At 72.2% G+C, this 21,895-nt stretch carries 22 protein-coding genes; 9 read left to right on the top strand and 13 right to left on the bottom strand.

All coding sequences use genetic code 11. The features are described 5' to 3' along the window. Nucleotides 1-253: 253 nt before the first annotated feature. Both tyrS and K7862_RS22550 read right to left on the bottom strand, forming a co-directional pair. Complete coding sequence (gene tyrS / locus K7862_RS22555; protein ID WP_222965368.1) at nt 254-1,519, bottom strand: tyrosine--tRNA ligase; 1,266 nt, start codon at nt 1,517-1,519, stop codon at nt 254-256. Nucleotides 1,520-1,568: 49 nt separating this feature from the next. Further along, entirely contained in the window at nt 1,569-2,240 is a 672-nt protein-coding gene (locus K7862_RS22550) for a DNA-3-methyladenine glycosylase (protein ID WP_222965366.1), read from the bottom strand. Between the two features lie 94 nt (nt 2,241-2,334). Between K7862_RS22550 and K7862_RS22545 the strand changes: the two genes are divergently transcribed. From K7862_RS22545 to K7862_RS22535, 3 genes are all read left to right on the top strand, one after another. Then, on the top strand, nt 2,335-3,132 hold the full coding sequence (locus tag K7862_RS22545; RefSeq protein ID WP_222965364.1) for a sporulation protein: 798 nt from the start codon (nt 2,335-2,337) through the stop codon (nt 3,130-3,132). 51 nt (nt 3,133-3,183) lie between these two features. Further along, nucleotides 3,184-3,723, top strand: a complete 540-nt coding sequence (locus tag K7862_RS22540; RefSeq protein WP_222965362.1) for a YbhB/YbcL family Raf kinase inhibitor-like protein — start codon at nt 3,184-3,186, stop codon at nt 3,721-3,723. A gap of 517 nt (nt 3,724-4,240) precedes the next feature. Then, the gene (locus K7862_RS22535; RefSeq protein WP_222965360.1) at nt 4,241-4,744 is read left to right on the top strand and encodes an HNH endonuclease; all 504 of its coding nucleotides are present in this window, start codon (nt 4,241-4,243) and stop codon (nt 4,742-4,744) included. A 79-nt stretch (nt 4,745-4,823) separates the two neighbouring features. On the opposite strand, the gene K7862_RS22530 is transcribed toward K7862_RS22535, so the two are convergent. The 4 genes from K7862_RS22530 to K7862_RS22515 all read right to left on the bottom strand — a co-directional run bounded on the left by K7862_RS22530 (nt 4,824) and on the right by K7862_RS22515 (nt 8,061). Further along, entirely contained in the window at nt 4,824-5,591 is a 768-nt protein-coding gene (locus K7862_RS22530; RefSeq protein ID WP_222965358.1) for a sulfite exporter TauE/SafE family protein, read from the bottom strand. A gap of 113 nt (nt 5,592-5,704) precedes the next feature. Beyond that, entirely contained in the window at nt 5,705-6,670 is a 966-nt protein-coding gene (locus K7862_RS22525; RefSeq protein WP_222965356.1) for an SPFH domain-containing protein, read from the bottom strand. Between the two features lie 133 nt (nt 6,671-6,803). Beyond that, complete coding sequence (locus K7862_RS22520) at nt 6,804-7,235, bottom strand: NfeD family protein (protein ID WP_222965384.1); 432 nt, start codon at nt 7,233-7,235, stop codon at nt 6,804-6,806. A gap of 34 nt (nt 7,236-7,269) precedes the next feature. Then, on the bottom strand, nt 7,270-8,061 hold the full coding sequence (locus K7862_RS22515) for an ABC transporter ATP-binding protein (RefSeq protein WP_222965354.1): 792 nt from the start codon (nt 8,059-8,061) through the stop codon (nt 7,270-7,272). A 122-nt stretch (nt 8,062-8,183) separates the two neighbouring features. Between K7862_RS22515 and K7862_RS22510 the strand changes: the two genes are divergently transcribed. Then, entirely contained in the window at nt 8,184-8,972 is a 789-nt protein-coding gene (locus K7862_RS22510; RefSeq protein WP_222965352.1) for an Rv1486c family protein, read from the top strand. Nucleotides 8,973-9,091: 119 nt separating this feature from the next. Here the strand turns inward: K7862_RS22510 and K7862_RS22505 are convergent, their stop codons facing one another. Both K7862_RS22505 and K7862_RS22500 read right to left on the bottom strand, forming a co-directional pair. Continuing rightward, nucleotides 9,092-9,733 carry a response regulator gene (locus K7862_RS22505; RefSeq protein WP_222965350.1) on the bottom strand — a complete coding sequence of 214 codons (642 nt, stop codon included), beginning with the start codon at nt 9,731-9,733 and terminating at the stop codon, nt 9,092-9,094. Continuing rightward, nucleotides 9,726-10,880: a GAF domain-containing sensor histidine kinase gene (locus tag K7862_RS22500; RefSeq protein ID WP_222965349.1), complete on the bottom strand. Its 1,155-nt coding sequence runs from the start codon at nt 10,878-10,880 to the stop codon at nt 9,726-9,728. Before K7862_RS22500 ends, K7862_RS22505 begins: the two co-directional genes overlap by 8 nt. 224 nt (nt 10,881-11,104) lie before the next feature. On the opposite strand from K7862_RS22500, the gene K7862_RS22495 reads away from it, so the two are divergent. The 3 genes from K7862_RS22495 to K7862_RS22485 all read left to right on the top strand — a co-directional run bounded on the left by K7862_RS22495 (nt 11,105) and on the right by K7862_RS22485 (nt 14,123). Next, nucleotides 11,105-11,809 (top strand): SDR family NAD(P)-dependent oxidoreductase, encoded by a 705-nt coding sequence (locus tag K7862_RS22495; protein ID WP_222965347.1) that lies wholly within the window; start codon nt 11,105-11,107, stop codon nt 11,807-11,809. Continuing rightward, nucleotides 11,806-12,897, top strand: a complete 1,092-nt coding sequence (locus tag K7862_RS22490; RefSeq protein ID WP_222965344.1) for an S-adenosylmethionine:tRNA ribosyltransferase-isomerase — start codon at nt 11,806-11,808, stop codon at nt 12,895-12,897. Before K7862_RS22495 ends, K7862_RS22490 begins: the two co-directional genes overlap by 4 nt. 395 nt (nt 12,898-13,292) lie before the next feature. Beyond that, nucleotides 13,293-14,123 (top strand): transglycosylase SLT domain-containing protein, encoded by an 831-nt coding sequence (locus tag K7862_RS22485; protein WP_222965342.1) that lies wholly within the window; start codon nt 13,293-13,295, stop codon nt 14,121-14,123. A gap of 175 nt (nt 14,124-14,298) precedes the next feature. Here K7862_RS22485 and K7862_RS22480 read toward each other — a convergent pair whose 3' ends face one another. Beyond that, nucleotides 14,299-16,974, bottom strand: coding sequence for an FHA domain-containing protein (locus tag K7862_RS22480; RefSeq protein WP_222965340.1), 2,676 nt, complete (start codon nt 16,972-16,974; stop codon nt 14,299-14,301). A 276-nt stretch (nt 16,975-17,250) separates the two neighbouring features. Here K7862_RS22480 and serB point away from each other — a divergent pair, with 276 nt between their 5' ends. Continuing rightward, entirely contained in the window at nt 17,251-18,516 is a 1,266-nt protein-coding gene (gene serB, locus K7862_RS22475; RefSeq protein WP_222965382.1) for a phosphoserine phosphatase SerB, read from the top strand. A 97-nt stretch (nt 18,517-18,613) separates the two neighbouring features. Here the strand turns inward: serB and K7862_RS22470 are convergent, their stop codons facing one another. The 4 genes from K7862_RS22470 to K7862_RS22460 all read right to left on the bottom strand — a co-directional run bounded on the left by K7862_RS22470 (nt 18,614) and on the right by K7862_RS22460 (nt 21,186). Continuing rightward, on the bottom strand, nt 18,614-19,132 hold the full coding sequence (locus tag K7862_RS22470; RefSeq protein WP_222965338.1) for a SixA phosphatase family protein: 519 nt from the start codon (nt 19,130-19,132) through the stop codon (nt 18,614-18,616). 64 nt (nt 19,133-19,196) lie between these two features. Beyond that, nucleotides 19,197-19,493 carry a hypothetical protein gene (locus K7862_RS22465; protein WP_372461630.1) on the bottom strand — a complete coding sequence of 99 codons (297 nt, stop codon included), beginning with the start codon at nt 19,491-19,493 and terminating at the stop codon, nt 19,197-19,199. A 163-nt stretch (nt 19,494-19,656) separates the two neighbouring features. Then, nucleotides 19,657-19,779, bottom strand: coding sequence for an SGM_5486 family transporter-associated protein (locus K7862_RS37740; RefSeq protein ID WP_262413603.1), 123 nt, complete (start codon nt 19,777-19,779; stop codon nt 19,657-19,659). 42 nt (nt 19,780-19,821) lie between these two features. After that, nucleotides 19,822-21,186 carry a CynX/NimT family MFS transporter gene (locus K7862_RS22460; protein WP_372461629.1) on the bottom strand — a complete coding sequence of 455 codons (1,365 nt, stop codon included), beginning with the start codon at nt 21,184-21,186 and terminating at the stop codon, nt 19,822-19,824. Nucleotides 21,187-21,209: 23 nt separating this feature from the next. Here K7862_RS22460 and K7862_RS22455 point away from each other — a divergent pair, with 23 nt between their 5' ends. After that, on the top strand, nt 21,210-21,887 hold the full coding sequence (locus tag K7862_RS22455) for a FadR/GntR family transcriptional regulator (RefSeq protein WP_222965334.1): 678 nt from the start codon (nt 21,210-21,212) through the stop codon (nt 21,885-21,887). The last annotated feature ends 8 nt before the right edge of the window (nt 21,888-21,895 follow it).

Here is a 21,895-nt window from a genome sequence, read left to right as displayed (position 1 = left end):
CACCGTACCCGATCCCCCGACCGATTCATAATCGGCCCCATCGAATTGAATTTCGGCGCACCAAAAAACAACCCGATGATCGGGAAGACGTAGGGTAGTGGGTGGCCGCTCGTTCGGCGGGGGCTGGTGTGAACCTGTCCCACCGTTTCAGCGGCTCGATCTACATTACGCAGGAGCGGTGGCCGAGTCAAGCTCGACCGCCGCTCAAACGTGGATTTCCGGCCGCGTCCGCTGCCGGCAGGGTCCGCTGGGCTCAGCCGGCGGTGAGTTCGACCGCACCGAGGTTGCGCTTGCCCCGCCGCAGCACCAGCCAGCGGCCGTGCAGCAGGTCGGATGCGGCGGGTACCGCGTCCTCGCTCTCCACCTTGGCGTTGTTGAGGTAGGCCCCGCCCTCCTTGATGGTGCGGCGGGCGGCCGACTTGCTGGGGACCAGCTCGGTGGCGGCCAACAGGTCGGCGACCGGCGCCAGTTCGCTGACCTGCGCCTTCGGCAGCTCGCTCAGGGCGGCCGCCAGCGTGCGCTCGTCCAGCTCGGCGAGGTCGCCCTGGCCGAAAAGTGCTCTGGACGCGGCGACGACCGCCGCACACTGGTCGGCGCCGTGCACCAGCGTTGTCAGCTCCTCCGCGAGCGCGCGCTGCGCCGCGCGGGCCTGCGGGCGCTCGGCCGTCGAGCGCTCCAGCTCCTCGATCTCCTCGCGGGACTTGAAGCTGAAGATCCGGACGAAGTTCGAGATGTCACGGTCGTCGGCGTTCAGCCAGAACTGGTAGAAGGCGTACGGCGTGGTCATCTCGGGGTCGAGCCAGATCGCGCCGCCCTCGGTCTTGCCGAACTTGGTGCCGTCCGCCTTGGTGATCAGCGGGGTGGCCAGGGCGTGCACCGAGACGCCCTCGACGCGGTGGATCAGGTCGATGCCCGCGGTGAGGTTGCCCCACTGGTCGCTGCCGCCGGTCTGCATGGTGCAGCCGTGCCGCCGGTACAGCTCCAGGAAGTCCATGCCCTGCAGGATCTGGTAGCTGAACTCCGTGTAGCTGATGCCCTGGTCGGAGTTGAGCCGCCGGGACACCGCCTCCTTGGCGATCATCTTGTTCACCCGGAAGTGCTTGCCGATGTCGCGCAGGAACTCGATCGCCGACAGGCCCGACGTCCAGTCCAGGTTGTTGACCATGACAGCCGCGTTCGGCCCCTCGAAGGAGAGGAAGGGCTCGATCTGGGCGCGTACCCGGCCCACCCACTCGGCGACGACGGCGGGGTCGTTCAGCGTCCGCTCGGCGGTCGGCTTGGGGTCGCCGATCAGTCCGGTGGCGCCCCCGACCAGGCCCAGCGCCCGGTGTCCGGCCTGCTGGAGCCGGCGCAGGGTGAGGATCTGCACGAGGTTGCCGAGGTGGAGGCTGGGCGCGGTGGGGTCGAAGCCGCAATAGACCGTGACCGGGCCGTCCGCGAACGCCTTGCGCAGTGCGTCCTCGTCAGTGGATACGGCGATCAGCCCGCGCCACTGCAGCTCGTCGACGATGTCCGTCACGGTGTCGTGTCTCCTTGTACATCAGGGGTGGGTACAGCCTGGTCCGAGCCTACGCGGTCCCGGACCCCGGTCGCTCCCGGGTTTGGCCGCGCTTGCGGGGGGTGTGGGCGCGGTACGGGCTGACGGTGGGGTCGCCGTCGATCCAGTAGCGCCAGGGATGGGCCGCGCCCTCACCGCCGACGCCGGTGCGCGGGCCGGTGCGGACGGCATCAGGGGCGGCCGGGTTGCCGGTGAGCATGCGGAACGGCCCGGATCCGGCCGAGCAGGCGTCGGCGCCGTTGAGGGAGCGGTCCACCCGCAGGGCGGTGGCCAGCCGCGCGGGGCCCTGGGCGAGGTCGCTGTCCTTGCGGGAGGTGGGCCGGTGGACGCGGGCGAGGTCGGTGCCGGTGACGATCTCGCCGGCCCGGAGCAGCACCCCGCTGGGCCGTCCCTCGGGTCCGCACACCAGGTTCAGGCAGTACCACATGCCGTAGGTGAAGTAGACGTACGTGAATCCCGGCGGGCCGAACATCACGGCGTTGCGGTCGGTGCGGCCGCGGTAGGCGTGGGACCCCGGGTCGTTGGGGCCGTCGTACGCCTCGACCTCGGTGAGCCGCAGTTCGATCGGGCCGTCGTCGGTGTCCCGGACCAGGACGCGCCCGAGCAGGTCGGGGGCGATCTCCAGGACGGGCCGGTCGAAGAAGCTCCGGGGCAGGGGTGTCCTGTCGGGTGCGCTGATCACGGGGACCGAGCGTAGTGGAACCGCGTGGCCACGCCCCGCGTTCGTAGTGTTCACCGAGATCTGTGCGGGGAACGGCGAACCGAGAGGCAAGAGCATGGGGTTCAAGAAGCTGCTGGCGAGCCTGGGTGCGGGTGGGGCGTCGGTGGAGACCGAGCTCGCCCAGGCGGACGTGCTGCCCGGCGGCGTGGTCCACGGCGAGGTGCGGGTCGAGGGCGGCTCGGTCGAGCAGCGGATCCAGGGCCTGTCGGTGGGTCTGCAGGCCCGGGTCGAGGTGGAGCGGAAGGACGCCCAGGGCAACGACACCGAGTACCACCAGAACATCGAGTTCCACCGGCAGCAGATCGGCGGGGAGTTCGAGCTGCGGCCGGGGGCGGTGCACACCGTGCCGTTCACGTTGGAGATCCCGTGGGAGACGCCGGTGACCATGTTCCTGGGCCGTCATCTGACCGGGATGAACGTGGGGGTGACCACGGAGCTGCAGATCGCCCGGGCGGTGGACAAGGGCGACCTCGATCCGGTGAACGTGCATCCGCTGCCGGCGCAGGACGCTCTGCTGGACGCCTTCGGACGGCTCGGTTTCGCCTTCAAGGGCGCTGACCTGGAGAAGGGGCGGATCCACCACACCCGGCAGCGGCTGCCGTTCTACCAGGAGATCGAGTTCCGGGTGCCGGGCCGGTACCGCGGGCTCAGCGAGGTCGAGCTGACGTTCGTGGCGGACGGGAACGAGATGGACGTGGTGCTGGAGATGGACAAGAAGCCCGGGCTGTTCAGCACGGGCAGCGACACCCACCGGTCGTTCACGATGAGCCTGCACGCGTTCGAGCAGACGGACTGGGCCGGATATCTGCACCAGTGGCTCGCCGAGGTGGGCGGGAAGCGGAACTGGTTCTAGCGTCTAGGCTCGCAGTCGCAAGGCTTTGACGTGCGATCAGGAGGTGTCGAGGTGACCGAGCAACCGCGGCGGCCGCTCCCCCATGACTTCCACCCGCCGGTCCCGGCGTTCACGGTGGTCAGCGACGACGTGTCGCAGGGCGCGACGCTCAAGGACGATCAGGTGTTCGCGGCGGGCAACACCTCGCCGCAGCTTCGCTGGGAGGGCTTCCCGGCGGGGACCGGGAGCTTCGCGGTGACCTGCTACGACCCGGACGCGCCGACCGGCAGCGGCTTCTGGCACTGGACGGTGTTCGACATCCCGGCCTCCGTGACGGAGCTGCCGCGCGGCGCGGGTTCCGGGGACTTCGCCGGGCTGCCCGAGGGCGCGGTGCAGGTGCGGAACGACTACGGAACGCGGGACTTCGGCGGGGCGGCGCCGCCGCCCGGGGACGGCCCGCACCGGTATGTGTTCACGGTGTACGCGGTGGACCAGGAGAAGCTCGGCCCGGACGCGGACGCCTCACCGGCCGTGGTGGGCTTCAACCTGCGCTTCCACACCCTGGCCCGGGCCCAGCTCATCGGTGAGTACGAGGTGCCCGCGGGCGGCTGACGCCGGTGCGTGGTTAATCCGTTGCAGGGCGGTGCGGTGCGGCGCACAGTGGTGCGTGGCCCGGTGACCGGGCGGCCCCCGGAACATGCGCCCGGGCGGCTGCTGGTCCCGGGTGGCCGGCACCGCTGCGGCGGGGGCGGCGGTGCGTCGCGCGACGGGAGCCTTCCGTGCCCGCGTGGGCCGGCGGGCTCTGTCGCGTCCCGGCCGCCTGCCGGAGCCCTGGTCCGTCAACCGGGCGTCCGCGCCGGCTGACGCGCTCCGGGTGTCCGTCGCACGGGGGACGGCATCCGGAGCGCAGCCATGTTCGTTTTCACGCGGGGCCGCCGTACGGTCGTCGCCGTTCTCCTCCCGGGTCCTCTCGTTTCCCCCGGAACTTCGCCGGACTTTTTCCGGAATGCCGTGCCGCGCTCATGCGCCGTCCGCCGCGGGGAAATTGCGTTGTCCACCGAACAGCCCGCGGGCACAGTGGAGCCACTTCGCCCGCAGGGGGGCGATCGGGCCCGGGAGGTGGGCGGAGATGCGCGAGACGCTGGTGCTGAATGCGAGTTTCGAGCCGCTGTCGACGGTTTCGCTGCGGCGTGCCGTCGTCCTGGTGATGCAGGACAAGGCCGTGGTCGAGCAGGCGCATCCCGGGCTGCGGATCCGCGCGGCCGATGTCGAGGTCCCGGTGCCGCAGGTGATCCGGCTCAGCCGGTTCGTGCGGGTGCCGTTCCGACAACGGGCGCCGTGGTCGCGGCGGGGTGTGCTGGTGCGTGACCGGCACCGGTGCGCGTACTGCGGGCGGCGCGCGACGACCGTCGACCACGTGCAGCCCAAGTCCCGCGGGGGCGGCGACACCTGGCTGAACACGGTGGCGGCGTGCGCGGAGGACAACCAGCGCAAGGCGGACCGCACACCGGAGCAGGCGGGCATGCGGCTGCTGGTGCGGCCGTTCGAGCCGACGCCGGCGGACGCGCTGCTGCTGGCGCTGGGCGTCCGTGAGCGGGCGAACCTGCCGGAGTGGCTGGCCCTCCCGGCCTGACCGGCGGGGAGCAGGTTCCGGGCGGGCGGAACGTCCGTCGTTCCGTCCGCCCCTCACCTGAGGACGCCGACCGCGGACGCTACTTGAGGGCGAGCTGCACGATGGCGACGACGCCGACGACCACGATGAGGGCGCGCAGGGCGCTGGGCGGGAGGCGGCGGCCGACGCGGGCGCCGATCACGCCGCCGATGGTGGCGCCGGCGGCGACGAGCGCGACGGCCGCCCAGTCCATGTGCGCGACGAAGATGAAGACGAGGGCGGCGACGCCGTTGACTATCGCGGCGAGGACGTTCTTCAGTCCGTTGACGCGCTGCAGGCTCTCGTCGAGGAGCAGGCCCATCAGGGACAGGTAGATCACACCCTGAGCGGCGCCGAAGTAGCCGCCGTAGGCGCTGGCGATGAGCATCCCGGCCAGCAGGAGCGGGCCGCCGTCGGTGGGCGCGCCGCCGCCGTCCGCGTCCCGGCGGGCCTGCAGGATGCGGGCGAGCCGGGGCTGCAGGACCACGAGCACGAGCGCGGCGCCGATGAGCACGGGCACGATCGCGTCGAACGCCTTGGACGGCAGGGTGACCAGCAGCACCGCTCCGGCGACGCCGCCGATCAGGCACACCACGCCGAGGCGCAGCAGCCGGTGCCGCTGCCCCGCGAGTTCCTTGCGGTAGCCGATCGCTCCGGTCACCGAACCGGGCACCAGGCCCAGGGCGTTGGAGACGTTGGCGGTCACGGGCGGCAATCCGACGGCCAGCAGGACGGGGAAGGTGATCAGCGTCCCCGACCCGACGATGGTGTTGATCGTGCCCGCGCCCATGCCGGCCGCGAGAACGGCCACTGCTTCTGCTGGGGACATAGGGAATCTCCATGGTCGCTGTGCAGCCTCCCCGCCACCGGGGTCGAGGGGTGCGCAGTGATCATGTCAGCCGTACGGAGTCCTTGTCGACGGCGTCCGGCGCGTTCTTGCGCTCAGTCCTTGTCGAAGCGCGGCGACTCGCGGCGGGGCGCCGGCATGGCCGCCGAACCGCCGCCGCCGTTGCCGTTCCCGCCGCCCTGGCCGGGCACGCCCGGGATGTTGACGATGCCGCCCAGTCCCTTGAGGGCGTCGTTGAGCTCGCTGGGGATGATCCACAGCTTGTTGGCGTCGCCCTCGGCGATCTTCGGGAGCATCTGCAGGTACTGGTAGGCGAGCAGCTTCTGGTCCGGGTCGCCGGCGTGGATGGACTCGAAGACCGTGCGGATGGCCTGGGCCTCGCCCTCGGCGCGCAGGGCCGCGGCCTTGGCGTCACCTTCGGCGCGCAGGATGGAGGACTGCTTCTCGCCCTCCGCGGTGAGGATCTGCGACTGCCGGATGCCCTCGGCGGTGAGGATCGCGGCGCGCTTGTCGCGGTCGGCGCGCATCTGCTTCTCCATCGAGTCCTGGATGGAGGTGGGCGGTTCGATGGCCTTCAGCTCGACCCGGTTGACGCGGATGCCCCACTTGCCGGTGGCCTCGTCGAGGACGCCGCGCAGGGCCGCGTTGATCTCCTCGCGGGAGGTGAGGGTGCGTTCCAGGTCCATGCCGCCGATGATGTTGCGCAGTGTGGTGACGGTGAGCTGCTCGATGGCCTGGATGTAGCTGGCGACCTCGTAGGTCGCGGCCCGCGCGTCGGTGACCTGGTAGTAGATGACCGTGTCGATGTTCACCACCAGGTTGTCCTGGGTGATCACCGGCTGCGGCGGGAACGGCACGACCTGCTCGCGCAGGTCGATGCGGTTGCGGATGGTGTCGATGAACGGGACCACGATGTTCAGTCCGGCGCTCAGGGTCCTGGTGTACCGGCCGAACCGCTCCACGATCGCTGCGCTGGCCTGCGGGATCACCTGCACCGTCTTGATCAGCGCGATGAAGACGAGCACCACCAGGATGATGAGGACGATGATGATGGGCTGCATGGCCGCTCCCGCGCCGGTTGAGCCGGATCTGACACGTACGACGACATGATCAATTGTCGCAGACGGCTGGCGAGCCGCGCCCGGGGATCGGCGAATTCCCCTCGCGCGGCGGCCGGTTGCCCGCGGTCCCGCGCTACATGACGACGGCGGTCGCCCCGTCGATCTCCACCACGTCCACGTGCTGTCCGGGGTCGAAGACCTGGCCGCTCTCCAGTGCCCGGGCCGACCAGACCTCGCCGCCGAGCTTGATCCGGCCGCCGGCTCCGCCGTCCACCCGCTCCAGCACCACGGCCTGCCGGCCCTTGAGGGCGTCGACGCCGCTGCGCTGTTCGGGGCGCTGGCGGTTGCGGTAGGCGAGCGGGCGGACGAACACCAGCAGCGCCACCGACACCACGACGAAGACGATCACCTGCGCCACGATGCCGCCGCCGAGTCCCGCGGCGGCCGCGCCGGCCACCGCGCCGACCGCGAACATCCCGAATTCGGGCATTGCCGTGATCACCAGCGGGATGCCCAGTCCCACCGCGGCTATCAGCCACCACACCCATGCGTCCACGAGGTCAATCGTAGTCGCCAACTCCCCTGGTGGGGCAGGCCCTTTACGACAGGGGCAGCCCTGCGGCGGTCCAGCGGTCGCCGCGGCGCTCGACGACGAGCGGCAGGCCGAAGCAGACCGAGAGGTTGCGGGAGGTCAGTTCGTCGTCGATCGGGCCGGCGGCGACGACCTTGCCCTGACGGATCATCAGGACGTGGGTGAAGCCGGGGGCGATCTCCTCGACGTGGTGGGTGACCATGACCATGGAGGGCGCGATCGGATCGCGGGCCAGCCGGCCCAGGCGGCGCACCAGGTCCTCGCGGCCGCCGAGGTCGAGCCCGGCGGCGGGCTCGTCGAGCAGCAGCAGCTCGGGGTCCGACATCATCGCGCGGGCGATCAGGGTGCGCTTGCGCTCGCCCTCGGAGAGGGTGCCGAACTTCCGGTCCAGGAACTCGTTCATGCCCAGCCGGTCGAGGAAGGCGCGGGCGCGGTCCTCGTCGACCTTCTCGTAGCCCTCGTGCCAGGTGGCGGTCATCCCGTACGCCGCGGTGAGGACGGTCTCCAGCACGGTCTGCCGGCGCGGCATCTTCTCCGCCATGGCGGCGCCGGCCATGCCGATCCGCGGGCGCAGGTCGAAGACGTCGACGCCGCCGAGCTTGTCACCGAGGATCTGGACGGTGCCGGTGGTGGGGAAGACGTAGCTGGACGCGACGTTGAGCAGGGTGGTCTTGCCGGCTCCGTTGGGACCCAGGATGACCCAGCGCTCGCCCTCGGCCACCGACCACGAGACCTGGTCCACCAGAGCCCGTCCGTCGCGGACCACGGATACGTCCACCAGCTCCAGCACATCGCTCATGAGCGCGTTGTCTCCCATTGCAGTCTCGGCAGTCCGGTGTGCCCACGTCGGCACGGGCCAGAAGGAACCCCCGGGGAAAACTTACGCCACCGCGCACCACGTCCAGTCCATAGGCTGGGGGCATGCTTGATGAACCTCGCTCAGGTCGGCTGACGGCCTGGGGAAATGCCCTGCTTGCCGGACTTGCCGCACCGGATGACGTCGCCGGGCGGATCACGGCGGAGGACGCCGTCCACCGCATCGCCGGACTGCCCGGCGAGCACGCCCCGGTCGGTCTCACGCTGGGCCTCGGCCGCCTGCGGGCGCTGGGTGTGACGGGCCTGCGGCTGGCGCTGCCGGTGGCCGGGCACCCGCTGGGGCTGAGCGGGCCGCCGGAGTTCAACGCGCGGGCGATGGCGGCCGGTGAGGCGGTCGTCACCGTGGGGGCCGTGGCCCTGGGCCTGGTGCCGGACGTGCACGAGGCCGGGCCGGCGGGCGATCTCCATGTGGACGTCGAGTGGCAGTGCCTGCCGGTGCGGGACGCCCCGCCGGCCGACGTGCCCTCGCTGGGCGAGGCCGAGCGCGAGCTCGCCGAGGCGCTGCGGGACGCGACGGAGGCGCTGGCGAGCCTGGACGTGGCCGGTGCGGGCCCCGCGGCGCAGGCCGCGCTGGAGGCGTACCGTGCGCGGGCCGACCGGGGCCGCGAGGTGCTGGCCCCCGGGTATCCGCCGCGCGCGGTGCGGGTCCTGGAGCTCGCCCAGCGGGTGGCCGCGCTGGTGGCCATCGCCGCCGACGGGCACGGCGCGGCGGTCAGCGCCTCGCAGATCGCGGCGCGCTCGGAGCTGCTGCGGCCGGTGGAGCGGACCGCGCGGCGCGCGCAGGTGGCCGCGTACAACGCGTATGTCGAGGAGCGGGAGAAGGGCCGGCCCTGACGGCACCCGCAACGGGACTCCCTGAAGGAGCCCGCCCTTCCGGGAGAGCCGGGCCTCCCGGAGAGCCGGACCTGCCGGGCCCGGGGCGGCCCGGGCCCGGGATCGCGCGAGCGGCCGGGTCAGTGGACGCCGTTGCGGACCGCCCACAGGGCGGCCTGGGTGCGGTCGGCCAGGTCCAGCTTCATCAGGATGTTGGAGACGTGCGTCTTCACCGTCTTCTCGGACAGCACCAGGCTCCGTGCGATCTCCCGGTTGGACCGGCCGTCCGCGATCAGGCCCAGCACCTCGCGCTCCCGGTCGGTCAGCGTGCCCGCCCGGCCGCTGCCGGGTGATCCGTGGTCCTGGGAGAGCAGCGCGCCCGCGACCTCGGGCTGGAGCAGGACGTGTCCGGCGTGCACCGAGCGGATGGCGTCGGCGAGGGCGACCGGGTCGACGTCCTTGTAGACGTATCCGGCGGCGCCGGCCCGCAGCGCGGGGACGACGGTGCGCTGCTCGGTGAAGCTCGTCACGATCAGCACGCGCGCCTGGTTGCCGGCGTCGCGCAGCAGCTGCAGCGCCTCTATGCCGTCGGTGCCGGGCATCTTCACGTCCATGAGGATGACGTCGGGCCGCAGTTCCTGGGCGCGCTCGACGCCCTCGGCGCCGTCGCCCGCCTCGCCGACGACCTCGATGTCGCCCTGGACCTCGAGGAACGTGCGCAGGCCGCGACGCACCACCTGGTGGTCGTCGACCAGCAGGACGCGGATGACGTTGTCAGCCACCGGGCACCTCCATCTCGATGACGGTGCCCTTCCCGGGCTCCGATTCCACACTCAGCCGGCCGCCGACGCCGTCGGCGCGGTCCCGCATCGAGACCAGGCCCAGGTGCCGGCCCGCGCGCCGGACGGCCGTGGGGTCGAAGCCGCGGCCGTCGTCGCGGACCCGCAGCCGTGCGCCCTTGCCCTGTCCTTCGAGGGTGACGCTGACGGTCGCGGCGTGCGCGTGCCGCAGAGCGTTGTGCAGTGCCTCCTGGGCGACCCGCAGCAACGCCTCCTCCTGGGCGGCGGGCAGGGCGCGCACCGTGAAGGCGTGGAAGCTGACCCCGGCGCTGTGCACCCGGTCCAGCACCTCGGCCTGGGTGCGCAGGGTGGCGACCAGGCCGTCCTCGTCCAGCGCGGCGGGCCGCAGCTCCACCACCACCGCCCGCAGTTCGTCGGCGGCCTCCGCGGCGAGCGCGGCGACGTGCCGTATCTCCTCCTTGGCGCGGTCCGGGTGGCCGTCGACCAGGGCGGCGGCGGCCTGCGCGGTCAGCCGCAGCGAGAAGAGCTTCTGCGAGACCGCGTCGTGCAGCTCGTGCGCGATGCGGGCCCGCTCCCCCGCGAGCGTCAGCTCCCGGCTGCGTTCGTGCAGGCGGGCGTTGGTCAGGGCGATCGCGGCGTGGTCGGCGAGGATCCGCAGCAGGTCCTCGTCGTCCTGGGTGAAGCCGCAGACGCCGTCGGGGGGCCGGGTGCGGCACTGCTTGTTGGCCAGGAAGACGGCGCCGAGGATCTCGTCGCCGTCGGCGATCGGCATGCCGATGAAGTCCTTCATCACCGGGTGGGCGCGCGGCCAGCCGGCGAAGCTGTCGAAGTCGCGCACGTCGGCCAGGCGCTGCGGGGTGCCCTCGTGGAGCATGGCGGCCAGCACGCCGTGCTGGCGGGGCAGCGGCCCGATGGCCTTCCACTGCGCGTCGCTGACGCCGTCCACCACGAACTGGGCGAAGCCTCCGTGGTCGTCGGGCACGCCGAGAGCGGAGTACTCGGCGCCGAGCAGCTCACGGGCGGAGGCGACGATGGTCTGGAGCACCTCGCGCACCTCCAGCCGGCGGTTCATCGCCAGGACCGCGGCGCTGACCGCTTCGATTCCGCCTCTCGGCGTCCGGGGGGCCATACCCCCACCGTACCGGCGGCAGGTCACCGCACGTATGCGGCGTCGGACGGACCGTCCTCGTCCGTCGGACCTAGTCGGGGGCCTAGGCCCAAGTGCCCGCGCGACCTGGTGCGGCCGCCCGAGGCGCCGGGGCGTGCCGCGTTCCTACGGTGAGGCCAGGTGGCCCGGCGACGGTGCCGGGCACCGGGATGTGAGGCCGTGAGGCCGTGACAAGGAGGCGGATCATGCCGGTGGCGATCATCACGGGCGCGTCGCGGGGGCTGGGGCGGGCGCTGGCGGAGGGCCTGGCGGGCCGCGGCTGGGACCTCGTGCTCGACGGGCGGAACGCGGACGCGCTGCGGGCGGCCGTCGCGGAGCTGGAACGCGGGGCGCCGTCGGCGCGTGTCGAGGGACGTCCCGGGGACGTCACCGACCCCGGACACCGGGCGGAGCTGGCCGCGGCGGCCGGCGCGCTCGGCGGGGTGGACCTGCTGGTGAACAACGCCAGCGCGCTGGGCGCCGAGCCGCTGGTGCCGCTCGCCGAGCTGACCGACGAAGGTCTGCGCGAGGCGCTGGAGACCAACGTCACGGCGCCTCTGGCCCTGGTGCGCGCGGTGCTGCCGGCGCTGCGGGCGGCCGCGGGCGCGGTGGTCAACGTCAGCTCGGACGCCGCGGTGGAGCCGTACCCCACGTGGGGAGGGTACGGAGCCAGCAAGGCGGCCCTGGACCATCTGTCGGCGGTGCTGGCCGAGGAGGAGCCGGATGTGCGGGTGTGGTGGGTGGACCCGGGCGACCTGCGGACCGGCCTGTACGCGGCGGCGGTCCCGGACGACGCCGACTTCGCCGCGCGGCCGCTGCCCGAGGAGGTCGTGCCGGCCTTCCTGCGGCTGCTCGACGAGAAGGCCGCGAGCGGCCGCTACGTGGCGCCCGACCTGCTGGAGGCGCGATGACCGCGGTGATCACGTGCGAGACGTGCGACGAGCAGGCCGCGCGGGTGGACTCCGCGGGCCTCGGTGATCTGCGCCTGCCGCCGGAGCTGGTGGCCCGGGTCCCGGCGCCGCGGCGCGACGCGGTCCGGCTGCTGGTGGGCCGGCGGAGCGGCGGCGCGGTGACGCACCACGGCTTCCGTGAGCTGCCGCGGCTGCTGCGGGCCGGTGACGTCCTGGTGGTCAACACCTCGCGGACGCTGCCGGCGGCGGTCGACGGGCGGCTGCCGGGCGAGGACGTGGTGGTGCACTTCTCCACCCGCCGCGACGACGGCCGCTGGGTGGTGGAGGTGCGCACTCCCGACGGCCGGGGCTCCACCGTGCGCCGGGCGGGCGGTCCCGCGGGCGCGGTGATCCGGCTGCGCGGCGGCGCGGACCTGCGGCTGGAGACGCCGCTGGACGCCTCGGGTGACCGGCTCTGGGTGGCCGCGCCGTCCGTGCACGGCCTCCCCCGCTATCTGCACCGCCACGGCCGGCCCATCCGCTACTCCTACACCGAGCGCGACCAGCCGCTGTCGGCGTACCAGACGGTGTTCTCCACGGCCGCGCCCGACGGTGCGGGGTCGGCGGAGATGCCGAGCGCCGCGCGCCCCTTCACCTCCGCGCTGGTCACGGAGCTGGTCAGCAGGGGGGTGCAGGTCGCGCCGATCGTGCTGCACACCGGTGTGGCGTCCGCCGAGGCGCACGAGCCGCCGTACGCGGAGCCGTACACCGTGCCCGCGGCCACGGCCTGGCAGGTGAACGCGGCCCGCGCGGCGGGCGGCCGGGTGGTCGCCGTCGGCACCACGGCGGTCCGCGCCCTGGAGTCGGCAGCCGACCGGCGGGGCGTGGTGCGCCCGTCACATGGGTGGACGGAGCTGGTTGTGACCCCGGAGCGCGGGGTACGCGTGGTGGACGGACTGCTGACGGGGCTCCACGAACCGGAGGCCTCCCACCTGCTGATGCTGCGTGCGGTCTCCGGGGACGCGCTGCTGCGGGGCGTCTACGCCGAAGCCCTGCGGGAGCGGTACCTCTGGCACGAGTTCGGGGACGTCAACCTGCTGCTTCCCTGACATAAGAGGGGACTTGAGCGGGAACCGAAGGAAGTGCACGAACTGCGCACAATGTCCGATTCCCGGCTTTCCCACCGCTTTCCCCGTACTTTTCCCCTCTTCCCTTGCGTTCAGAAGCCTCTGAAAAAGCGTCACCTCCGGCACCCCCGTCGTCACCATGCGCGATAGCGGGGGTGCCGCCGTGTGACCTCACCTATAGGGCGTGGGTCACATACTAAGCCGCTTAGTGGAATATCCGTGCCCGGCCTCGGCGCGCTGACCGGCGGGATTCCCCGGGAAATCGCCCTCCGGCGTTCCCGTCCATCTACGAATGTCATTCGTAGAAATGCTCGTTGACCCCCGATTTGGGACCACCTAAAAATTCTCAGGTCCCGAACCGGAAGAGGTAACCAGCAATGCAGCTCCCCCAGATCCCCAAGATCGGCCGACTGTCGAAGAAGCACAAGATCACGGCGGCCGGCGCCGCCGCCGCGACCGCTGTCGTTCTCGCAGTGACCGGTCTGCAGGCGACCGGAGGGTCTTCGTCCGCTGCGGCCGTTGGTGACCCCACCGGCTACAAGGTCGCCACCGCCGACCAGACGAAGACGTCGTCCGCCCCGAAGACCGACTCCGCCTCCCAGAAGGCGCTGTCGGACCAGGCCGCCGCTCAGAAGAAGGCCGCTGCCGACGCCGCCGCCAAGAAGGCCGCCGCCGAGGCGCTGGCCAAGAAGAAGGCCGCTGCCGCCGAGGCCGCCAGGAAGACCGCCGAGCGCCGGGCCGCCGCCGAGGCCGCCGCCAAGCGGGCCGCCCACCAGGCCGCGGTCAAGCGCGCCGCCGAGAGGGCCGCCGCCAACCGCTCCACGCAGCGCGCGACGCTCAAGGTGGTCCCGGTGGCCGCCACCACCCCCGCCCCGGTCAAGACCTACACCAACGACCTGGACGGCTGGATCAAGCACTCGCTCGACATCATGGCCGCCGACCACATCCCCGGCAGCTACAACGGCATCTACCGCAACATCATCCGTGAGTCGAGCGGCAACCCGAACGCCATCAACCTGTGGGACTCGAACGCCGCCAAGGGCATTCCGTCCAAGGGCCTGCTCCAGGTGATCGACCCGACCTTCCAGGCGTACCACGTCGCCGGAACCTCGTGGAACATCTACGACCCGGTCGCGAACATCACCGCCGCGTGCAACTACGCGTACCACGTGTACGGTTCGATGGACAACGTGAACTCCGCCTACTGATCGGCCACCCATCTGCCACTGAGCGGCCACTGATCGGCCACTGATCGGCACGGAATTCACCGCACGCGTCAGCACGCGCGTCACCCATGCAAAAGGGCGGCGGGACACCATGTCCCACCGCCCTTTGCGCGTGCGGATTTCCGCTTTCCCGGCCCCTTCCGGGGCAGGGTCACGGCTACTTGCGCATGACCTCCGGCTCGTGCCGGCGCAGCAGGCGCGCGACGACGAACGCGCAGAGCACGCCGATCAGCAGCAGCACGCCGATGTCCAGCGTCCAGGTGCCGGCGGTGTGCTTCCACAGCGTGTCCACCGACTTGTGCGTCGGGTCCCACGGCAGCAGCACGTTGAGGTTCGCGGTGACGCCCGCGCCGGCCACCGCCCAGCGGGCCGGCATCAGCCACGACAGCTGCTCCACGCCGGGCTTCCCGTAGAGCTGGAAGAGTACGCCGGTGAAGACGATCTGCACGATGGCGAACATGACCAGCAGCGGCATGGTCTTCTCCGCGGTCTTCACCAGCGCGGAGATGATCAGCCCGACCATCATCGAGGTGAAGCCGAAGGCCATGATCACCAGCGCCATCTCGATGCCCGGATGGGCCTTGAGCACGACGCCCTCGGTGGGCATCGTGCGCGGCGCGAAGCCGATGCCGCAGATGATGGCGCCCTGCAGGGCGGTGATCAGCCCCAGCACGATGATCTTGGACATCAGGTAGGCGGAGCGGGACAGGCCGACCGCGCGTTCGCGCTCGTAGATCACCCGTTCCTTGATCAGCTCGCGGACGGAGTTGGCCGCGCCGGCGAAGCAGGCGCCCACCGCGAGGATCATCAGGATGGTGCCCGCGTCCTTGTTCTGGAGGTGGGCGCGCAGCGGACCGGGACCGAGGCCGCTGTCGGCCGGGATCAGCACGCTGACCACGCCCAGCACGGCGGGCAGCACCACCATCAGGCCGATGAAGCCCTTGTCGGAGATGATCACCGACAGATAGCGGCGGACCAGCGTCCACAGCTGTGAGCCCCAGCTCTGCGGCTTGGTCGGGCGGGCCGCCTGCTGCGGTATGTAGTGCGCCTGCTGCGGGGCGACGGAGTCCAGCTCGGCCGCGTACGTCTGGTAGTGCTGCGAGCCGCGCCAGCGACCGGACCAGTCGTAGTCCCGGTAGTTCTCGAACGCCGAGAACACGTCGGCCCAGGTCTCGTAGCCGAAGAAGGCCAGCGCCTCGTCCGGCGGCCCGAAGTAGGCCACGGAACCGCCGGGCGCCATGACCAGCAGCTTGTCGCAGAGCGCCAGTTCGGCCACCGAGTGGGTGACGACCAGCACCGTCCGGCCGTCGTCGGCGAGGCCGCGCAGCAGCTTCATGACGTCGCGGTCCATGCCCGGGTCCAGGCCGGAGGTGGGCTCGTCGAGGAAGATCAGCGACGGCTTGGTGAGCAGCTCGAGCGCCACCGACACCCGCTTGCGCTGACCACCGGAGAGCGAGGTGATCCGCTTGTCGGCGTGGATGTCCAGCTTGAGCTCGCGCAGCACCTCGTCGATCCGCGCCTCGCGCTCGGCGGGCGCGGTGTCGCCGGGGAAGCGGAGCTTGGCGGCGTACCGCAGGGCCGTCCTGACCTGGAGTTCCTTGTGCAGGATGTCGTCCTGCGGGACCAGGCCGATGCGCTGCCGGAGCTCGGCGAACTGCTTGTACAGGTTGCGGTTGTCGTACAGCACCTCGCCCTGGTCGGCCGGCCGGTAGCCGGTCAGCGCGCGCAGCAGCGTGGACTTGCCGGAGCCGGACGGGCCGATGACGCCGATCAGCGACTTCTCGGGCACCCCGAAGGAGACGTCCTTGAGGATCGTCTTCGTGGCCTTGCCCTGCGGCACCTGCACCGACAGACGGCGGGCGGAGAAGGAGACGGCGCCGTTGTCGACGAACTCCTCCAGCCGGTCCCCGACCAGCCGGAACGTGGAGTGGCCGACGCCGACGATGTCGTTCGGGCCGAGCAGGTGGCGCTGGATCGGCTGGCCGTTGACGTACGTGCCGTTGTGGCTGCCGAGGTCGACGATCTCGTAGCGGCCGTCGGGGTGCGCGCGGAACTCGGCGTGGTACCGGGAGACCTGCAGGTCGGAGACGACCAGCTCGTTCTCCAGGGCGCGGCCGATCTTCATCACGCGGCCCAGCGAGAGCTGGTGGAAAGTCGTCGGGCTGCGGTCGCTGTAGCCGGGTGCGCCGCCGGGCTGCTGCGGCGGCGGCTGCTGCATCTGCGGCTGCATCTGCTGCTGCTGCTGCGGGACCGGGGGCATGCCGTGCGGTGCCTGCGGGCCGCCCCAGCCGGGCTGCTGCTGCGGTACGGCCTGCGCGGGCGGCGCTCCCCACCCGCCGGCGCCCTGCTGCTGCGGTACCGCCTGCTGTTGCGGTACGGCCTGCGGCGGAGCCGCGTACGCGTGCGGCTGCTGGGCCGGAGCCTGGGCGGGCTGCCCCTGCGCCGGGGCGTAGGCCGGCTGCTGCTGGTGCGGCTGCGCGACCGGTGCGGCCTGCTGAGCCGGTGCGGCCTGAGCCGGTGTCGCCGCCTGCGTGGCGGTGAAGAGGAGCCGCGGGCCGTCCGTGGCGTTGCCGAGGTGGATCACCGACCCCGGGCCGACCTCGGTCTGCTGGACCCGCTGTCCCTGCACATAGGTGCCGTTGGTGCTGCCGAGATCCTCGAAGACCCAACTGCGGTCGCCGCGGCGGATGGTGGCGTGCCGCCACGAGACCCGGGCGTCTTCGAGAACAAGATCGCCCTGCGGGTCACGTCCCAGGCTGTACGAGCGGGACGCGTCGAGCGTCCAGGTCTTTCCGTTCAATTCGAGTACGAGTTCAGGCACCCCATGCCCCATTGGTTGTCCCCCGTGTAGTCCCCCTGCGGGGAGTCTAGGGATAGCGAACATCGGGAGGAACTATTGCAGGCCCCGGTCTCGTAACAGAAAGCCCCCTCGTGTGCGGGTTCCGTGTCCGGTGCGCGACAGCGCCGTCACACCCGCCCGGCCGGACTCCCCGGCGGTACGCGGGAATTGGCCGCGGTTACCGGAAATGCCCGTGACCTGGGGTGTCCGGCACGCGGGACGGATGACCGCCCGGACGCCCCGGCCGGTTAACGTGGGAGAACCATGGACATGGACGACGCCTCGCAGAGCCGGCCCCTCCGCCCCGGTGACGAGCCCGGAGCCGTACCGCCGGCCGACGTGCCCACCCTTCTGGTCAAGATCTTCGGCAAGGACCGGCCCGGCATCACCGCCGGCCTGTTCGACACGCTCGCCGCGTACACGGTGGACGTGATCGACATCGAGCAGGTCGTCACGCGGGGCCGGATCGTGCTCTGCGCGCTGGTGACCGCCCCGGCCCGCGGCGCCGAGGGCGACCTGCGGGCGACCGTGCACGGCTGGGCCGAGAGCATGAAGCTGCAGGCCGAGATCATCTCCGGCCGCGGCGACAACCGCCCGCGCGGTGAGGGCCGTTCGCATGTGACCGTCCTCGGCCAGCCGCTCACCGCGGAGTCCACGGCGGCCATAGCGGCACTGATCACCGGGGCCGGCGGCAACATCGACCGGATCTTCCGGCTCGCCAAGTACCCGGTGACGGCGGTGGAGTTCGCGGTTTCGGGCGCCGAGCCCGCGGTGCTGCGCTCGGCGCTGGCGCCGCAGGCCGCGGCCCGCGGCGTGGACGTGGCGGTGGTGCCGGCCGGGCTGCAGCGCCGGGCGCAGCGGCTGGTGGTGATGGACGTCGACTCCACGGTCATCCAGGACGAGGTCATCGAGCTGTTCGCGGCCCACGCGGGCTGCGAGGACGAGGTCGCCGAGGTGACGGCTGCGGCGATGCGCGGCGAGCTGGACTTCGAGCAGTCGCTGCACGCCCGGGTGGCCCTGCTGAAGGGTCTCGACGTCTCCGTCGTCGACAAGGTGCGCGCCGAGGTGCGGCTGACCCCGGGCGCCCGCACCCTGATCCGCACCCTCAAGCGCCTCGGCTACCAGGTGGGCGTGGTCTCCGGCGGATTCACGCAGGTGACCGACGACCTCAAGGAGCGGCTCGGCCTGGACTTCGCCGCCGCCAACACCCTGGAGGTCGCCGACGGGCGGCTGACCGGGCGGGTGACCGGGCCGATCGTGGACCGGGCAGGCAAGGCCCGGCTGCTGCGCGAGTTCGCCGCGCAGGCCGGGGTGCCGCTCAGCCAGACCGTGGCGGTCGGCGACGGCGCCAACGACCTGGACATGCTCAACGCCGCCGGGCTCGGGGTGGCCTTCAACGCCAAGCCGCTGGTACGCCAGGCCGCGGACACCGCGGTGAACGTGCCGTTCCTGGACACCGTGCTCTACCTGCTGGGGATCACCCGCGAGGAGGTCGAGGCGGCGGACGCGCTGGACGGCGTGCCGACCGGCGCCTGAGCCGGGCGCGACCCGGCCGGGGCACGCCCTGAGCCGGGTGGGATCTGAACCGGATGAGACCTGAACCGGGCGGCTCCGAGCCGGACGGCGGCGCGCGTCAGGCCTCGTGCGGCGCCCAGAACGCGGTGAGCCGGGCGACGCCGTGCTCGACGGACTTCCACGAGCCGTCGAAGGTCAGCACGGCGAACGCCGCCGTGGGAAAGCCGCGGGTCATCCGGGCGAGGGTGTCGCCCTCGGCCGAACCGGCCAGGGCGTCGGCGAGGGCGTGCATGCCGGGGTTGTGGCCGACCAGCAGAAGCGAGGACACCTCGTCGGACGTCTCGCCGACCAGTGCCAGCAGATCGCCGAGCGTGGCGTCGTACAGCCGCTCCTCGTAGACCGTCCTGGGCCGGTGCGTCATCTCGTGCGCGGCGAGTTTCCAGGTCTCACGGGTGCGGGTGGAGGTGGAGCACAGGGCGAGCTCGGGGCTGATGCCGTCGTCGACGAAACGGCGGCCCACGGCCGGGGCGTCCAGCCGGCCGCGGTCGGCCAGCGGCCGCTCGTGGTCCGGGACCTCGGGCCAGTCGGCCTTGGCGTGGCGGAGCAGAACGATGGTGCGGGGCGAATCGACGGTCATGCCCCTCAGCTTTCCAGAAAACCGGCGGTCAGGCGCGGGATGGCCGAAGGGCTGTGGACAACCGTCACAGCAGGTGGTGGAGGAGGCCGCCGATCGCTGCGGCGATGCGGCCGAAGGTGTCCGCACCGGGTGCGGCGCCCGAGGCGTCGGCGGACGCGGGGCCGCCGGCGATGAGGGCCAGCAGTGTCGCGAAGGCGATCGCGGGCAGGGCCACCGCCCACCACGGCAGCCGGGTCTGCACGGCGTTCTGCTGCCGCGTGCCGGTCCTGGCCGGCTGCTGCCGGGTGAACAGGTGCGGGGACTGCGTGGTCACGGTGACCGCCTCCGGGGAACCGTCGAAGTGCCGTATCTCTGAGTGCACTTCGACGCTACGGGGGCGCGCCGGCCGCTCCCATCCGGTCGTCCACCTACTTGACCCTGACCCTGACCCCCTAGGGATGGTGGGGTTGTCCCCACCCCGGCTTCGGGGTCGCCGGCCAGGGTGAGGCGGTCGCCGGGGTTCCGGCGAGGGGCGTCGCGGGTGCTCAGCCCATCCGGGCCGCGATGGTGGCGACGACCGCGACGATGGCGGGCACCCCCATCATCAGGCCGAAGATGATCAGCAGGCGCCGCTGGGGCTGCGGAGGATTCGGTTCGAGTACGGGCATGCGCTCAGTGTCGCACCGGACGCGGGGCGTTCGGCACCGGGGTCACAGTTCGTCCTCGATGTGCCGGTTCCGCCCGGCCAGGACGCCGCACACGACCTGGGGGACGACGAGCGCGAGCATCAGCGCGACGGGCACGCCCCAGCCGCCGCTGACCTGGTTGAGGGTACCGACCAGGATCGGGCCGGGGATGGAGATCAGATAGCCGGTGCTCTGTGCGAACGCCGACAGCCGCACCACACCGCCGCCGGTCCGCGAGCGCATCCCGATCATCGTCAGCACCAGCGGGAACGCGCAGTTGGCGACGCCGAGCAGCAGCGCCCAGATCCAGGGGGCGGCCGCGGGGGCGGCCCACAGCCCCGCGAAACCGGCGATCTGGAAGGCGCCGAGCACCACGACGATCGGCCCCTGGGAGCGCATCCGCGCGGCGAGCGGCGGCAGCACGAAGGACAGCGGCACGCCCATCACCATGGTGACGGCGAGCAGGACGCCCGCCTTGTCCGCGGAGATCCCGGCGTCCCGGAAGATCTGCGGCATCCAGCCCATGGTGACGTAGGCGGCAGTGCCCTGGAGGCCGAAGAAGCAGGCGAGCATCCAGGCGGTGCGGCTGCGGACGATGCTGCCGTGCTCGCCGCTGTCCTGCCGGTCGGCGGCCTGGTCACCGCCCTGCTCCCCGGCGGCGGGCTGGGGCCGGCGGACCCGGTGGACCGGCGTCGCCGAGCGGTCGCGGGCCAGCGGCAGCCAGGGGATGACGGCGACCGCCGCGAGGATCGCCCACACGCCCAGCCCCAGCCGCCAGCTCCCGCCCATGGCGTCGGTCAGCGGCACGGTGACGGCGGCGGCCACGGCGGTGCCCAGGGACAGGGCCATCGAGTAGACGCCCGTGACGGTGCCCACCCGGTCGGGGAAGTAGCGCTTGACGATCACCGGCATCAGCACGTTGGAGACGGCGATGCCCGCGAGGGCCAGGGCGCTGGCCGCCAGGAAGACCGGGGTGGTCCCGGCGAGCGGGCGCAGCAGGAGACCCGCGGTGATCGCCACCATGCCGGCCAGCACCACGGCTCCCGGGCCGTGGCGGCGGGCCAGCCGCGGCGCGGCGAAGCCGAACAGGGCGAAGCAGGCGGCGGGGACTGAGGTGAGCAGCCCGGCCGTGGTGCCGCTCATGCCGAGTCCGTCGCGCACCTCCTTGAGCAGCGCGCCCAGGCTCGTGATGGCCGGCCGCAGGTTGACCGCGGCCAGGACGAGCGCGACGACGACGAGGCGCCGCACCCAGGGGGCGACAGCCGCCTGGGGAGCGGCGGTCCCCGACGGCTCCGGGCCGGCGGTTTCCGCTGCCCGGCCGGAGGGAGGTGAGGAGGCGGCGGGCCGGGTGGCTTCCGGGTCGAGGGTGAGGGCTTCGTCGTCACGCATACCGACCATCATAGAATGATGGGATGAATCTCGAACCCCTGCCCCGGTCCGCGACGCTCGCCGACCGGGTGATCGCCCGCCTGCGGGCCGAGATCGCCTCGGGCGCCTGGCCGGTGGGCACCCGCATCCCCACCGAGCCGGAGCTGGTCGAACGGCTCGGCGTGGCCCGCAACACCGTGCGCGAGGCGGTGCGGGCGCTCGCCCACAACGGTCTGCTGGACATCCGGCAGGGCTCGGGCACCTATGTGGTGGCCACCAGCGAGCTGGCCGGTGTGATGCAGCGGCGCTTCGCGGACGCCGAGCCGCTGCACGTCGCGGAGCTGCGCGGCTCGCTGGAGGCGACGGCGGCGTCGCTGGCGGCGCAGCGCCGCACGGCGGCGGACCTGGCGCAGCTGGACACCCTGCTGGAACGGCGCGAGCACGCCTGGGAGTCCGGCGACACCGAGGCGTTCGTGCAGGCCGACGCGACACTGCACCTGGCGGTGGTGGCCGCCTCGCACAACTCGGTGCTCACCACGCTGTACGCGGACCTGGGCGAGGTGCTGCGCGACTACCTGCGGGCCGACATAGGCGGCGAGCTGCGTCCCGAGGACCACCTCGACCACGCCCGGCTGGTGGCCGCGATCCACGCGGGCGACGCGGACGCCGCCGCAGCCGAGGCCCGCGAGCACGCCTTCTTCTGCCGCTTCAGCAACGCGTAAGGGGCGCC

It is taken from the genome of Actinacidiphila acidipaludis (genome assembly GCF_019890725.1).
In the GTDB taxonomy this organism is placed as follows: Bacteria; Actinomycetota; Actinomycetes; order Streptomycetales; family Streptomycetaceae; genus Actinacidiphila; species Actinacidiphila acidipaludis.
Note: the sequence above shows the minus strand (reverse complement) of the source record. Positions and strands in the feature narration are given on the sequence as shown.

Coding starts and splice junctions, on each gene's coding strand:
- K7862_RS22480 (WP_222965340.1), bottom strand. CDS start 16,974: ATGGGGCATGGGGTGCCTGAACTCGTACTCGAATTGAACGGAAAGACC.
- K7862_RS22515 (WP_222965354.1), bottom strand. CDS start 8,061: ATGAGCGATGTGCTGGAGCTGGTGGACGTATCCGTGGTCCGCGACGGA.
- K7862_RS22525 (WP_222965356.1), bottom strand. CDS start 6,670: ATGCAGCCCATCATCATCGTCCTCATCATCCTGGTGGTGCTCGTCTTC.
- K7862_RS22535 (WP_222965360.1), top strand. CDS start 4,241: ATGCGCGAGACGCTGGTGCTGAATGCGAGTTTCGAGCCGCTGTCGACG.
- K7862_RS22470 (WP_222965338.1), bottom strand. CDS start 19,132: ATGACCGTCGATTCGCCCCGCACCATCGTTCTGCTCCGCCACGCCAAG.
- K7862_RS22545 (WP_222965364.1), top strand. CDS start 2,335: ATGGGGTTCAAGAAGCTGCTGGCGAGCCTGGGTGCGGGTGGGGCGTCG.
- K7862_RS22460 (WP_372461629.1), bottom strand. CDS start 21,186: ATGCGTGACGACGAAGCCCTCACCCTCGACCCGGAAGCCACCCGGCCC.
- K7862_RS37740 (WP_262413603.1), bottom strand. CDS start 19,779: ATGCCCGTACTCGAACCGAATCCTCCGCAGCCCCAGCGGCGCCTGCTG.
- serB (WP_222965382.1), top strand. CDS start 17,251: ATGGACGACGCCTCGCAGAGCCGGCCCCTCCGCCCCGGTGACGAGCCC.
- K7862_RS22490 (WP_222965344.1), top strand. CDS start 11,806: ATGACCGCGGTGATCACGTGCGAGACGTGCGACGAGCAGGCCGCGCGG.
- K7862_RS22485 (WP_222965342.1), top strand. CDS start 13,293: ATGCAGCTCCCCCAGATCCCCAAGATCGGCCGACTGTCGAAGAAGCAC.
- K7862_RS22500 (WP_222965349.1), bottom strand. CDS start 10,880: ATGGCCCCCCGGACGCCGAGAGGCGGAATCGAAGCGGTCAGCGCCGCG.
- K7862_RS22495 (WP_222965347.1), top strand. CDS start 11,105: ATGCCGGTGGCGATCATCACGGGCGCGTCGCGGGGGCTGGGGCGGGCG.
- K7862_RS22455 (WP_222965334.1), top strand. CDS start 21,210: ATGAATCTCGAACCCCTGCCCCGGTCCGCGACGCTCGCCGACCGGGTG.
- K7862_RS22530 (WP_222965358.1), bottom strand. CDS start 5,591: ATGTCCCCAGCAGAAGCAGTGGCCGTTCTCGCGGCCGGCATGGGCGCG.
- K7862_RS22510 (WP_222965352.1), top strand. CDS start 8,184: ATGCTTGATGAACCTCGCTCAGGTCGGCTGACGGCCTGGGGAAATGCC.